The sequence below is a fragment of the Actinomycetota bacterium genome (assembly GCA_005888325.1).
Lineage (GTDB): Bacteria > Actinomycetota > Acidimicrobiia > Acidimicrobiales > AC-14 > AC-14.
The window spans coordinates 1-12,750 of sequence record VAWU01000052.1 but is presented as its reverse complement, the minus strand read 5'-3'; the positions used below and the strand labels follow the sequence as shown (position 1 = coordinate 12,750).

General features: G+C 70.6%; 13 protein-coding genes. 7 read left to right on the top strand and 6 right to left on the bottom strand.

Annotation, left to right across the window (positions count from 1 at the left end):
- Positions 1-32 precede the first annotated feature (32 nt).
- The gene (locus E6G06_16030) at positions 33-797 is read left to right on the top strand and encodes an SDR family oxidoreductase (protein ID TML88542.1); all 765 of its coding nucleotides are present in this window, start codon (positions 33-35) and stop codon (positions 795-797) included.
- A gap of 9 nt (positions 798-806) precedes the next feature.
- Here E6G06_16030 and E6G06_16025 read toward each other — a convergent pair whose 3' ends face one another.
- The 3 genes from E6G06_16025 to E6G06_16015 are packed head-to-tail and all read right to left on the bottom strand — an operon-like array spanning position 807 to position 3,433.
- Entirely contained in the window at positions 807-1,283 is a 477-nt protein-coding gene (locus E6G06_16025) for a hypothetical protein (GenBank protein ID TML88526.1), read from the bottom strand.
- Positions 1,284-1,326: 43 nt separating this feature from the next.
- Positions 1,327-2,346, bottom strand: coding sequence for an NAD-dependent epimerase/dehydratase family protein (locus E6G06_16020; protein ID TML88525.1), 1,020 nt, complete (start codon positions 2,344-2,346; stop codon positions 1,327-1,329).
- Between the two features lie 58 nt (positions 2,347-2,404).
- The gene (locus E6G06_16015; protein ID TML88524.1) at positions 2,405-3,433 is read right to left on the bottom strand and encodes an LLM class F420-dependent oxidoreductase; all 1,029 of its coding nucleotides are present in this window, start codon (positions 3,431-3,433) and stop codon (positions 2,405-2,407) included.
- Positions 3,434-3,516: 83 nt separating this feature from the next.
- Between E6G06_16015 and E6G06_16010 the strand changes: the two genes are divergently transcribed.
- Positions 3,517-4,356, top strand: coding sequence for an SDR family oxidoreductase (locus E6G06_16010; protein TML88523.1), 840 nt, complete (start codon positions 3,517-3,519; stop codon positions 4,354-4,356).
- Positions 4,357-4,362: 6 nt separating this feature from the next.
- On the opposite strand, the gene E6G06_16005 is transcribed toward E6G06_16010, so the two are convergent.
- Together E6G06_16005 and E6G06_16000 are read right to left on the bottom strand one after the other, a co-directional pair.
- Entirely contained in the window at positions 4,363-5,448 is a 1,086-nt protein-coding gene (locus E6G06_16005) for a phosphotransferase family protein (GenBank protein TML88522.1), read from the bottom strand.
- Positions 5,449-5,491: 43 nt separating this feature from the next.
- Positions 5,492-7,006, bottom strand: coding sequence for an exo-alpha-sialidase (locus E6G06_16000; protein TML88521.1), 1,515 nt, complete (start codon positions 7,004-7,006; stop codon positions 5,492-5,494).
- Between the two features lie 175 nt (positions 7,007-7,181).
- Here E6G06_16000 and E6G06_15995 point away from each other — a divergent pair, with 175 nt between their 5' ends.
- The 3 genes from E6G06_15995 to E6G06_15985 all read left to right on the top strand — a co-directional run bounded on the left by E6G06_15995 (position 7,182) and on the right by E6G06_15985 (position 10,090).
- Positions 7,182-7,418 (top strand): hypothetical protein, encoded by a 237-nt coding sequence (locus tag E6G06_15995; GenBank protein ID TML88520.1) that lies wholly within the window; start codon positions 7,182-7,184, stop codon positions 7,416-7,418.
- A 200-nt stretch (positions 7,419-7,618) separates the two neighbouring features.
- Complete coding sequence (locus E6G06_15990) at positions 7,619-8,953, top strand: hypothetical protein (GenBank protein ID TML88519.1); 1,335 nt, start codon at positions 7,619-7,621, stop codon at positions 8,951-8,953.
- 318 nt (positions 8,954-9,271) lie between these two features.
- Positions 9,272-10,090: a hypothetical protein gene (locus tag E6G06_15985; GenBank protein ID TML88518.1), complete on the top strand. Its 819-nt coding sequence runs from the start codon at positions 9,272-9,274 to the stop codon at positions 10,088-10,090.
- Positions 10,091-10,101: 11 nt separating this feature from the next.
- Here the strand turns inward: E6G06_15985 and E6G06_15980 are convergent, their stop codons facing one another.
- On the bottom strand, positions 10,102-11,346 hold the full coding sequence (locus E6G06_15980) for a cytochrome P450 (protein ID TML88517.1): 1,245 nt from the start codon (positions 11,344-11,346) through the stop codon (positions 10,102-10,104).
- A gap of 66 nt (positions 11,347-11,412) precedes the next feature.
- Here E6G06_15980 and E6G06_15975 point away from each other — a divergent pair, with 66 nt between their 5' ends.
- Both E6G06_15975 and E6G06_15970 read left to right on the top strand, forming a co-directional pair.
- Positions 11,413-12,303 (top strand): alpha/beta hydrolase, encoded by an 891-nt coding sequence (locus E6G06_15975; protein ID TML88516.1) that lies wholly within the window; start codon positions 11,413-11,415, stop codon positions 12,301-12,303.
- 131 nt (positions 12,304-12,434) lie between these two features.
- Entirely contained in the window at positions 12,435-12,710 is a 276-nt protein-coding gene (locus tag E6G06_15970; protein TML88515.1) for a hypothetical protein, read from the top strand.
- The last annotated feature ends 40 nt before the right edge of the window (positions 12,711-12,750 follow it).

Genomic DNA, 12,750 nt, shown 5'->3' with positions numbered 1-12,750 from the left:
CACCGGAGGTGAGTGGCGACATGGGCGGTGTCATGGGTGACGAGATGGACGGCAGGGTCGTGATCGTCACCGGCGGCAACCGCGGCGTCGGCAAGGTGATCGCGCGGCGCTTCCTGGAGGAGGGGGCCAGGGTGACCACCTGCTCGCGCGGCGAGTACGACGAACCGCCGGCGGCCGAGGGCGTGGAGGGCGCGGAGGGGCGGGTCATCCACGTGCCGTGCGACGTCCGCAACCTCGAGCAGATCGACGACGTCGTCGGTCGGACGCTCGACGCGTTCGGTCGCCTCGACGTCCTCGTCAACAATGCCGGTGGCTCCCCGGTGGCACCCACCGGGCCCACCTCACCCCGCTTCCACGCGTCGGTGATCGCCATCAACCTCGTCGGCCCGCTGTGGTTCAGCCAGCGGGCCAACGCGGTGATGCAGGAGCAGGACTCGGGTGGGGCGATCGTGAACATCTCGAGCATGGCGTCGGTGACCGCGTCGCCCGGGCTCGTCGCGTACGGCGCGGCCAAGGCCGGGCTCAACCACTTCACCCGATCGCTCGCGGTCGAGTGGGGCCCCAAGGTGCGCGTTAACTGCATCGCACTGGGCACGATCCAGACCGAGGCGCTCGACGCCGTCATCTTCTCGAACGACGAGAAGACGAAGATGCGCTTCGAGCGCGCCAACCCGCTGCGGCGCATCGGCACGCCCGAGGAGATCGCCAACACCTGCATCTTCCTTGCGGGCGGTCGCGCCGCCTACGTCAACGGCGCCACCATCTGGGCCGACGGCGGAGGCTCTCGGGTCAGCTGAGCGCGGCCGTCACGGTGGTGGCGGTTCGATCGTCGTCGTCGTGGTGGTGGTGGTCGTCGTCGTCGTGCTCGAGGTCGTGCTCGTCGTCGTGGTGCTCGCCGGATCTCCGTCCGCATCGTCCACCGTGGGCGCGGTGGTCGCAGTTTCGGCGCCCACGGCGCGCCGCGCGTCTTGCGTCGTCGTGGTCGGCGGCGATGCGGTCGCCGTGGTCGGCGGGGCCGGCGACGGGCCGCGCTCGGTGACCTCGGACGGTGCGCGTGCCGTCGCCGCGTGGGCCGGCCCCGGCTGGGTCGTGGGCGAGGCGGGCGTGGTGCGCGCGGTGAGCGACACCTCGTTGCCGCGCTCCGCGAGATGGAGGGCGAGGAAGCCGGCCGCAACGACACCCAGGGCGAGCAGCGCGAGCTCGGCCCGCCGCACCTCGCGACGCAGCCGCAGGCGGAACGGTTGCCCCCGGTGGGGATCGGGAGGGAGGGAGTCGGCGGCCATTTCTCTTCGAGTCGGCGTGTCTTCGAGTCGGCGTGTCTTCGACTCAGCGGCCGAGACGCCCGACATGACGTGCGGTCAGCCCACCCGTCTCGCGCAGCCATCCTAGGGTGTCGGCGACCGTCTCCTCGACCGGCCGGAACGCGACCCCGAGCTCGTCGGTGGTGCGCCGGTTGTCGCACGGGACGCCGCCCGTCAACGTGACCATGGCCTCGTGGGTGAGAGGCAACGAGATGGGCGCGATGCGCTGGACGAGGTCGCTCAACGCGCCGATGGCGCGCATCGTGGGCGCGGGGACCGGCACGCTCAGTAGGCGACGACCCGTGAGTGTGCGCAGGATCTCGACCAGGCGCGGCAGGGTCACGAGCTCGCCCCCCGCCATGTAGCGGCGGGCGCCCCGCCCGCGTTCGAAGCAGGCCGCGTGCACCGCGCCCAGGTCGCGTGCGTCGACGACCGGCATCCCTCCGGTCGTCACCGGGATGACCCCGGACTTCAGGAAGTCGACCACGATCCGCACCTGGTCGCCCCGGGTGGGGTCGTCGGGCCCCCACACCGCGCCCGGGTAGGTTGTGACGACCGGAGCGCCGTCCGCCTGCATGGCCCGCGCCACCCGCTCGGCATCGGCTTTGGAGCGCGCGTAGAGGCCGGTGGGGTGACCGGGCTCGTCGTCGGGGCCCAGCACCGGGCCCGCGGGTGGCAGCAGCGCGGACACGCTCGACACGTGCACGATCGGGTCGAGCCCGAGGCGCCGGGCACTCCCGAGCACCAACTCGGTGGCGCGCACGTTGGTTGCGGCGATCTCGTCGTCACGCCGCCGGTCGAGGGTGAAGACCGCGGCCGCGTGCAGGACGCCTTCGCAGCCGTCGAGGGCGCGTTCGACCATCGGCGCGTCGGTGACGTCGCCGACCACCGCATCGACGGCGCCCGCCACGCCGAGCGGCCCGAGCGCGTGCTCGACCCGCGCCGGGTCGCGCACGAGCACGCGCACGTCGTGGCCTCGTCCGACGAGGGCGGCGACGGTGTGACTCCCGACGAACCCCGTCCCGCCGGTGACGAGGACCTTCAAGCGGATCGCGGCAGGCGCGAGTGCCGACGTGTCGCCCGCCCGGCCGGCGCCGCCGCGCTCACAGCACCAGCTCGGCCATGGTTCGCATGGTGTCGAGGTTGCCGCCCCCGATGAGCATGGTCGTGACCATCGAGGCCTTCCAGACCTCCAGCTCGTCGCGGATCTTGTCCCGGGGGCCGATGAGGTTCATCTCCTCCACCATGCTCGTGGGCACGGCGGCCGCGGCTTCGTCCTTGCGGCCCTCCAGGTACAGCTGCTGGATCTTGTGGGCCTCGCCCTCGTAGCCGAGCCGGCAGAACACGTCGAAGTGGAAGTTCATGTCGCGCGCACCCATCCCGCCCACGTAGAGGGCGAGCACGGGGCGCAGCGAGTCGGCCGCGGCCTCGACGTCGTCGTCGATGACGACGGTGACGGTCGGCAGCACCTCGAAGTCGGCGGCCGAGCGGCGGGCGCCGGGGCGGTGAAAGCCTTCCTGCAACGAGTCGGCGTAGAGGTGCTCGTGCCGAGCCGAGAAGAAGAGCGGGAACCACCCGTCGGCGATCTCGGCGGCGAGCGCGACGTTCTTCGGCCCCTCGGCGCCGAGGATGATCGGCACGTCGGCGCGCAGCGGATGGGTGATGGGCTTCAACGGCTTCCCGAGGCCGAGGCCGCCGGGATGGGGGAGCGGGTAGTGGGGCCCCGGGCTGGTGACGCGGTCCTCACGCGCGAGCACCTGACGGATGATCGACACGTACTCACGCGTGCGCGCCAGCGGCTTCGGAAAGGGTTGTCCGTACCATCCCTCGACGACTTGAGGTCCGGAGACGCCGAGTCCGAGCACGAAGCGGCCGTTGCTCAGGTGGTCCATCGTGAGCGCCGCCATCGCGGTGGCCGTCGGCGTGCGCGCCGAGAGCTGTGCGAGGTTGGTGCCGAGGCGCAGCCGGGTCGAGGCCGAGCCCCACCACGCGAGTGGCGTCAGCGCGTCGGAACCCCAGGACTCGGCCGTCCAGATCGAGTCGAACCCGAGCCGCTCCGCTTCGGCGATGGCGCCGGGGGCCCACGGCGGGGGCGCCGCGCCCCAGTACCCGATGTGCATGCCGAGCTTCACGAGCGCCTCCTCATTTGCGGCAGTCTCATTGCGGGGTCCGCCGCCACCGGATTAGAACGGATTCTAATGAACGACACCAAGTCGTGAACGCGCTCGACGGCTACAGCGCGCTCGTCACCGGCGGCGGCAGCGGCATCGGCCTGGCGTCGGCGCGTCGGTTGGCTGCGGACGGTGCCACGGTCACCATCTGCGGACGCACCGAGGCGCGCCTCCGAGCGGCCGCCGACGGCACGACGCTGCGCTGGCGCGTGTGCGATGTCACCGACGAGGAGCAGGTGCAGACGGCCGTGGCCGCGGCGGCCGAGCCCCTGGGCGCGCTGAACGTGGCGGTGGCGTGCGCGGGAGGGTCCGAGCACCTCGGGCCGCTCGTCCTCGCCGACGTGGACGCCTTTCGCCGCACCGTCGACCTCAACGTCACGGGCACCTTCCTCACCCTGAAGCACGCCGCGCCGGTGATGGTGCGCAGCGGCGGCGGCGCGTTCATCGGTGTCTCGTCGATCGCCGCCGCGCTGACCCATCGCTACCTCGGCGCTTACTGCGTCGGGAAGGCCGGCATCGAGATGCTCGTGCGCGTCGCGGCCGACGAGCTGGGGCCGTCGAAGGTCCGCGTGAACTGCGTGCGGCCCGGGCTGATCGACACCGACATGGTGGCGGGGATCACCGCCGGCGGACCGGTGCTCGACGACTACCTCGCGCAGACGCCGGTGAGCCGGGTCGGCACGGTCGACGACGTCGCCGCCGCGGTGCGCTATCTCGCCGGGCCCGAGTCGACGTGGGTCACCGGCCAGGTGATCGGCGTCGACGGCGGGATGACCCTGCGGCGGGGCCCGGACTACACGCCGTTCACGGAGCCGTTGTTCGGGGCCGAAGCGCTGCGGGGCGCCCTTCCCGATCGGGTCATGCCCGAAGCCGTACGCGAATGAGGCGCCTCAGCCTCCGACCGAGCTGGGCAGCCCCAGCTGCCGGGCCAGCAGCGTCGTGACGATGTTGTTCGTGCCCATGTCGGTGTCGGGCGGGAGCAGCTCGAAGGCAACAGCCATCGCGATGACGCGGATCATGACCACCGCGAAGCGGAAGCCGGCGAACACCCCGTAGTAGTCGAGGTGCTCCGCCGGCCGCCCCATCAGCTGCTCGTAGCGGGCGACCGTGTCGGTGTGGCTCGGAAAGCCCTCGAGGCGATCGACGCCGACGCCCTCGCTGTGGTGCCGGTCGAGGAAGAGCCACCAGGCCAGGTCCTGCTCCCATGGTCCGAGGGTGACCATCTCCCAGTCCAGCACGGCCACGCACCGGTGGCCGTCGAAGATCATGTTGCCGATGCGCGAGTCGCCCCAGCACAGCCCGGCCGGCCCGTCGGGGTGCGGCCGGTTGGCCCGCAACCACTCGAAGGCCGCTTCGGTGACCGGCTGCGGACGCCCCTCGGCCGCCCACTCGAGGTACTCGCCGTAGTAGTCGAGCTGCTGCTCGATGCCGGGCTGCCCGCGCGTCGCGTCATCGAGGAAGTCGAGGCCGAGCGCGCGCCAGTCGACATGGTGGATCCGCGCCATCTGTTCGATCCCGCTCCACCACATCGCCCTGCGGTCGTCGGGCGCGATCCCGGTCACCCAACCTTCCGTGTGGTACGGCGGGTTGTCCTCGGGGATGCGGCCGTCGATCTTCTGCATCACGAAGAACGGCGCGCCGAGCACCGACTCGTCGCTCTCGTAGCCGACGACCGGCGGCACGAGCACGTCGCTCTGGCGGCCCAGGGCCTCCATCACCCGGTACTGCTCCTCGAACACCGACTCGAGGAAGATCGTGTAGGCGGTGGGCTTGACGCGCGCCACCATGCCCTGCCGGTGCCGCTCGCCCTCCGCGATCCACTCGGCGTCGAACAGCAGCGTCTCGTTCGAGAACCCGGTGAACGCGGGCCCGGTGATGTCGGACAACGTCACGTCGCGGGCGCCGAGCCGGTCGGCGAGCCATCTCGAGAGCGCGCCGCGGGCGACCTCGAGATCGCGTTGCTGGGGGACGGGCATGCGCGAACCGTAGTGGTTCAGCGCCCTGCCGGCGGAGGTCGGGTCAACGCCGGATCGTCGCCGACCAGGCGGTCTGGAAGTAGCGCTCGGGCACGGGAGGCGCCGCCGAAAGGCACCAGACGGCGTGGACCGAGCCGTCGGACCCGGCCGCGACGCCCATGTAATCGCCCAGGAAGTATCCGCGCGACCGGGCGGCGTAGCGCAGGTCGGCGGCGGGCCCGAGCACCAGCTCCCCGTTGAAGCTCCGGCCGTCGTCGGGCGAGGGGACGAAGCGCTCGTCCACGAACAGCGACGGGCCGTCCCGGTTGGAGCGGGTGCGGTAGGTGACGAACACCCGCCCGCCACGCGCCGCCACGTCGGGCGTGAAGTTGTCGCGAAGCTGGAGTGCCGACTCAGCGTTGACGCGGCCCAGGAACAACCATGACCGCCCTCCGTTGACGGAGCGGGTGATGACGACGTCGTTGAGCCCGTCGGTGCGGAAGCGCACGTCCTGCCACACCGCGAAGAGGTGGCCGGTCAGGGGGTCGACGGTGACCGACGGCAGGCCGCCGGTTCGCATGTCCGCCGGCTCGCTCGGCGTGGCGTGGTCGATGAGCACGTGGTCGGTGAAGGTGGCCCCGCCGTCGTGCGACGTCTTGGCCACGAGCCGGATGCCGTCGGCCGCGAGCCGGTAGTACACGTTGGTGAGGTCACCATTGGGCTGCACGACCGGTTGGGCGCCGATGGTGTCGGCGTGCCCGTCGGTCACGTGGACGAGTGGCCCCCAGTGCGCGCCGCCGTCGTCGGACCAGCGGAGCAGCTGCGGCGCGCCTTTGGCGGTGCTGCGGTCCCACACCGAGTAGACGCGGCCGCGGTGGGGGCTCATGGGCGACGTGTCCACCGTCATCCAGTTCTTGTCGTTGAACCCCTCGCACCCGTCCTCCTGCACGATGAAGGGGTCGGTCCACGTGAAGCCGCCGTCGTCGGAACGTTGTACGGCCACTCCGTTGTCGCAGCTGCCGGCGTTGAGGACGAGCGTCTGGATGTAGACCCTGCCACCCGCGGCGAACGCCACGACGGGGTCGGAAGCCCGGCCCCACCGGCCGCCCACCGCAGTGGTGAGGTGGGGGAGGTTGCCGTGGCGCCAGGTGACGCCTCCGTCGTGCGAGGTGGCGAAGCCGGGGTCGACCGAGCCGCCGTCTGCGAAGCGGCCCTGCTGGAACGTGGCGACGACCACGCGGGGGTCGAGCGGGCTGACCGCGATGTCGGGCTCGATCTGCGTGTCGGGCTCGGAACCGGCCTGCGGCGGCGACGTGTCCCGGGCGATGCGGCCGACGCTCGTGACGGTCTGGAAGGACGCGACGGTGCTCGCGGTGCCAGGCTCGGCCGGTGTCGACGGGAGTGGCGCGGCTGCGGCGCGGGGGGCGGCGTTGGCGCGAAGGAGCGCGTGGAACGCGGCGTCGCGCGCGCGCGCGTGGTCGCGGGCGGGCGACCAGCCGTTGCTGAAGGCTCCCGCGGACGCGGGCGCGACGACGACCGCAGCTGCGATCGCCATGACGACGCGACGGGCGATTGGCATGGGTCCCCCTTCCCGGCCTGTGACGCGTGTCTAGCCCACAGTGACGAAACTCGCGGGATTTCGAGCGGACGTCTAGACGGGCGGGGCGCAGAATTTGTAAAATCGACCCCGCCTTCAACAGTGAGGGTCCGTTCTAGCGCTCGACGTTCACGGGTCGAGCGGATGAGAGCGAGCGATGCGCGAGAGTCCTGACGTGCTCGATCAGTCGCGCCGGGAGGCCCGCCTCTCCCACGGCGACTTGTGGCTCCGGTACTTCGAGTTGGGTGGGAGGCGCACGCCACTCGAAGTGGAGGCGTACCTCTATGGCGCGCTGCTGCCCACCACCCACGACCGCGATCTGATCGTGGGTGCGCTCAACGAACGCTTCACCGAGTTGGGACGCGGCCAGGCGATCCCGTCCTCGGACGACTAGAACACCGTCCGTCGCCCCGCGCCCGGCCGCCGAGACTGCGGCGAACATACGGCCGATTCCGTAGCTCCGGGTACGGTGGGGCCCGTCCTTGCCACGATGTGTGGCGTTGTTACCGTGGCCCGTATGGCCTCCGGCGCACGACGACTGGCAGCTGCGACAACGGCGAACCGACGCGCCTCCTTCAGCACCGCGAGCCGTCCATGAGCGTCCTGGCGCCCGACCGTCGGGTGTTCCACTCGCCTGCGGGCTTCGTGCACCGACGCGATCGCCTCATGGTCGGCACGGTCGCAGCAGGCGTCGCCCTCCTGCCCCTCCTGCGTCCCAAGGGACCGGGGCACATGGCACCCGCCGACGTCGTCATGGCCGCGGCCCTGGTGGTCACGCTGCTGTGGGCGAGCGCCACGCGGGAGCGCCTGCGCGTGCCCTACGTGGTGCCGGTGGGCGGGTTGGTCATCACCGGGTGCGTGGCTGCGATGTTCAGCATCTCGCCGAGCGCGGGCGCTCTGGCCGTGGGCCAGGATGTCTTCCTCCTCGCGTGGTGTGCGGCGGTGGTGAACGCGTGTCGGACGCCGGCGGGGCTGTCGGTGATCTTGCGCACGTGGGCCTGGAGCGCGGTCGGGTGGGCCACCCTCCTGCTCGGCGCCGTCGCCACCCACCACCGCGCGCTGGCGGGGATCAACCCCACGACGGGCGGGCGCGCCGAGCTCAACTTCGACAACCCGAACATGGCCGCCAACTACTTCTTCATCTCGCTGTTCATCCTGATCGCGGCGCGCTGTCCGACGAACCGCAGGCTCCGCGTCGGCGCGGGCCTGATGATCTTCGGCGCGTTGGTGCTGACGGGTTCCAATGCCGCGCTGTTGGGCCTTCCCTTGGCGGGGCTGGCGGCGGGCTTCGTCGTGATCCGCCGGCGTGCCGACTCCGTCGTCGCCCTCGCCGTCGTGCTGATGGTCCTGGTGGTCGGGGGCGCCGGAGGCCTCCTCCTCAAGCAGCGGTTCGCGCCCAACGTGCAACACTCTCAGAACTCTCTGCTGCGCTATTCGGTGGCCCGCAGCTCCCGTAGCGCCACCAAACGACAGTCGCTCTTCAAGTCGGAGTTCCAGCTCTTCCTGACCGGCAGCCTGTTGGGCCGCGGGCCGGGCACCACCATCCTCACATTGGGCGCCGACGCAGCGGCGACGGTCAAGACGGCCCACGACGACTACCTGGCCACCCTGGTCGAGCGGGGCGCCCTCGGAGAGGTCGCGCTGCTGCTGCTCATCGGCGCGGTCGCAGTGCGTGCCGCCAGCATCGACCCGCGGCGTCTGTCGAACGAGGTCAGGCTCGTCATCCCGGAAACCGCGCCGCTCATCGGCGCGCTCGTGGCCATGGCCGTGACCGCAGGCACCCACGAAGTGCTGCACTACCGTCACCTCTGGGTCCTGCTGGGCATCGTCGCTGCGCTCTACACGGTTGCCGACAAGCGATCGCCGTTCGCGGACCGAGCTGTTGGCAGTGCATCCGACGGGGTGCAGCTCTCGCTTCCGGAGAGTTGAGCGCGTACGCGAGTGACCACGGCGGGCACCTCCTCCGGCTCGAATCGCCGTCGTGTCGTGGCCGCTGCAACCGTCGCGGTCGCGGGCTTCGTGCTGATGGCGGTGCTTCTGGGGCGGAGCGGGACTCCCGGAGGATCGACCAGACCCAAACGCGCCCCCCTCGTGGCGACCCCGACGACATTACGGCCCGCGACCGGCAACTCCTCACAATCCCCTGGCGATCCAACTGACAACTGCGCACGGAAGGCTCAGGCGACGCCGCTTCCCGCGGGGACGAACTTGACGCACCAATGGAAACAGGCAGCGCCGCGGCCCGACGTGGCGTACACCCTCGACAAGGTCACGTCTGTCGCCTATCCGTACCTACTGGCCGGGAACGAAAGCGTCTTCGCGATCGGCACGAGGTCCCCGGCCGTAGGTGATTGCGTCATCGGTGGCGACGCGCAAGGCCAGCTGGCGGACGGGGTCACGTGGGAGGAGGCACATGCCCGCTACAACGGCGCCTGCCTCCGCTACATCGGCAAGGGGTCGATCGACATCCACAACTTGCGGTGCGACAACGTCGAGGACGGCGTGCGGCCGGAGGAGACGGTGCGGAATGCCAACGACGCCACGCTCAACATCAGCGGTACGTACTTCACCCGCATCCGCGACGATTGCATCGAGAACGACTTCGTGATCGGCGGCATCCTCGCCGACAATCTGTGGGAGCAGTGCAACACCGGGGTTTCGGAGCGGCCGCCGTCGAAGGCAACTGACTTCTCGAGCCCCAAGAGTGAGAGCTTGACGCTGGATCACATGCTCATCGGCCTCTACGTCACCCCGCATCGGGCAGGCCCCGGTGAGAACGCGCTGTTCAAATGGAGCTCCAGCGGCAACACCCTCGTCATCAGGTGCTCGGTGTTCAAGGTGGACGCGCGGTCGCTCAACGGAGCCGACGCGATGTCGTTCCCGCCCGGGACGACGATCGACGACCGCGCCTGTCCGGCCGATCCGACCACGCTGGTGTGGCTCGGTGGCGGGACCTACCCCGGGCGGCTGCCCGCCGGCGTCAGGGTGGTCTCCACGGCGAGTACGTGGGATCGCGCGGTAGCTGCCTGGAAATGCCGGCACGGCTACCAGGCGAGCGGGTGTTGACGGCGCGGGGGCTAGGACACCGCGTACGGGCGGGGCGCCGACTCCCTGCGGGCCTTGGTGAACTGCACCGGCATGTGCTTGATGCCGTTGATGAAGTTGGACCGGAGGCGCTGCACCGGGCCTGAAGGCTGCATGTCGGGGAGCCGGCGGATCAACTCCTCGAACATGACGCGGATCTCCAGCCGGGCGAGGTTGGCCCCGAGGCAGAAGTGCGGGCCCCCTCCGCCGAAGGCGACGTGCTCGTTCGGCGTGCGACCGATGTCGAAGCGGTACGGGTCGTCGAACACGTCCTCGTCGCGGTTGGCCGAGATGTAGAAGATCACGACCTTGTCGCCTTCGGCGATGCGCTGGCCGCGGATCTCGGTGTCGCGCTGCGCGGTGCGACGGAAGTGCATGACAGGTGTGCCCCAGCGGAGCATCTCGTCGACCGCGTGCGGGATGAGCGAGGGGTCGGCGATCAACCGGGCCCGTTGGTCGGGGTGATCCATCAGCGCCAGCTGGCCGTGGGCGATGAGGTTGCGCGTCGTCTCGTTTCCCGCGACCGCGAGCAGCAGGAAGAAGAGGTCGAACTCCAGCTCGGTGAGGCGGTCGCCGTCGATCTCGGCCTGCAGCAGCACGCTAATGATGTCGTCGTCGGGGTTGGCGCGCTTCTTGGCGGCGAGCTGGTTGGCATAGGCGTAGAGCTCGGCCGACGCCTCGAACGCGGCCTCGGGGCTGCCCTGGTACTCGGGGTCGTCGGCCCCGATCATGCGATTGCTCCAATCGAACACGAGGTGCCGGTCCTCCTGAGGCACGCCCATGACCTCGGCGATCACCTGCAGCGGGAGCTCGGCGGCGATGTCGGTGACGAAGTCGCACTCGCCCTGCTCACTGACGTTGTCGATCATCGCGTTGACGTACGCGCGTGCCCGCTCCTCGAGCTGACCGACCATGCGGGGAGTGAACCCCTTGTTCACGAGCAGCCGGTAGCGCGTGTGCATGGGGGGGTCCATGTTGAGCATCATCAGCCGTTGTTGCGAGAGTGACTCTTCGTCCTGCTCGATGATCAGCGCCGACCCGCGCGCCGACGAGAACAGCTCGTTGTCGCGGTTCACGAGAACCACGTCGTCGTAGCGGGTCAAGGCCCAGAAGCCCGGCCCGTCGGGATCGAGATGCCAGTGAACGGGTGCCTCGCGACGGAGGACCTCGTACATCTCGTGGGGAACGCCATCGACGTAGTTGTCGCGATCGAGGAGGTCGACATCCTTCAGGTCCACGGCCCGACAGTACCGATTTTTCTGACCCTGTGTCAGCTTCCTGCGCCCGCCTAGTGTGCGGACCAAATGACCGCTTATGACGAGATGGGCCTCTTCCGCGAGAACGCCGACGAGGTCGGCCTGCCGTGGTCCGGGCCCCCCACGGTGGAGCGCCGCTCCGTGCCCGTCGACGGGAAGCGGCAGGTGAGCGCGCTGGTGTGGGGCGGCCTGCCGCCGGAGGCCGTCCTGCTCCACGGGGGCGCGCAGAACGCGCACACGTGGGACACCGTCGCGCTCGCCTTCGGTCGCCCGCTGGTGGCCATCGACCTCCCGGGCCACGGGCATTCCGACTGGCGCGACGACCACGACTACTGGCCCGCAACCCTCGCCGACGACGTGGCCGTCGCGATGAACGCGCTCGCGCCCGATGCCGCGATGGTCGTCGGCATGTCGCTCGGCGGGCTCACCGCCTGGTGCCTCGCGGCCCAGCATCCCGAGCTCGTGCGGCGGCTGGTCGTCGTCGACGTCACGCCTGGGACCGACGAGGCGAAGGCCGAGCCGATTCGGGCGTTCGTCTCCGGGCCCGAGCGCTTCGAGAGCTTCGATGAGATCCTCGAGCGCACCGTGCAGTTCAACCCGACCCGCTCGGTGTCGTCGTTGCGCCGCGGCATCCTGCACAACGCGCGCGAGCTCCCCGACGGCGGCTGGAGCTGGCGTTACGACCCGATGCGCAACTGGTCGGAGAGCAAGGGCATGCCGTCGTTCTCACCGCTCTGGTCCGCGGTCGACGCGGTCGAGGCCCCGCTGCTGCTCGTGCGCGGCGGCGCGTCGGGCGTCGTCGGTGACGAGGACGTCGAGGAGCTCCTGCGGCGGCGGCCCGCGGCCACCGTGGTCACCGTCGACGGCGCGGGCCACTCCATCCAGGGGGACAAGCCGCTCGAGCTGGCGCGCGTGCTGCTGGACTTCCTCACCGGCTGACGGCGGTTCGCGCCGCGAAGACACCCAGCACAAATCTCGAGGGACTTGCTTGCGTCTTGTCGCTGGGGCCTGCTAGCATCGAACATACGTTCGTTTCCCCGTGAGCTGTAGCCCCGGACGTTGGAGTTCTCATGCGTCTGCAGGAGATGGAAGCGGAGTTGCGCGAGTTCGTGGCTGCCCTCGAGCCCGAGACGCTGCCTGCCGAGGCGGCGGCGGGTCTGGTCGACACCTTCGCCACCATCGAGAAGCTGGGTGCCGCGGGCAAGGCGCTAGCGGCGCGGCGGGTGGCCGCCTCCAACCTCTGGCGGGGCGCGGGTGAGCGCTCCGCCGCCCACTGGCTGGCGCCGGGCGGGCTCGTCGGTGGGCGCCGCGATGGCTACGCTCGAGACCGCGGCGCGTTTGGGTGAGCTGCCGGCGGTGGACGCGGCGATGCGGGCGGGCGAGCTG

Coding starts and splice junctions, on each gene's coding strand:
- E6G06_16030 (TML88542.1), top strand. CDS start 33: ATGGGTGACGAGATGGACGGCAGGGTCGTGATCGTCACCGGCGGCAAC.
- E6G06_16005 (TML88522.1), bottom strand. CDS start 5,448: ATGCCCGTCCCCCAGCAACGCGATCTCGAGGTCGCCCGCGGCGCGCTC.
- E6G06_15990 (TML88519.1), top strand. CDS start 7,619: ATGAGCGTCCTGGCGCCCGACCGTCGGGTGTTCCACTCGCCTGCGGGC.
- E6G06_15975 (TML88516.1), top strand. CDS start 11,413: ATGACCGCTTATGACGAGATGGGCCTCTTCCGCGAGAACGCCGACGAG.
- E6G06_16025 (TML88526.1), bottom strand. CDS start 1,283: ATGGCCGCCGACTCCCTCCCTCCCGATCCCCACCGGGGGCAACCGTTC.
- E6G06_16000 (TML88521.1), bottom strand. CDS start 7,006: ATGCCAATCGCCCGTCGCGTCGTCATGGCGATCGCAGCTGCGGTCGTC.
- E6G06_15995 (TML88520.1), top strand. CDS start 7,182: ATGCGCGAGAGTCCTGACGTGCTCGATCAGTCGCGCCGGGAGGCCCGC.
- E6G06_15970 (TML88515.1), top strand. CDS start 12,435: ATGCGTCTGCAGGAGATGGAAGCGGAGTTGCGCGAGTTCGTGGCTGCC.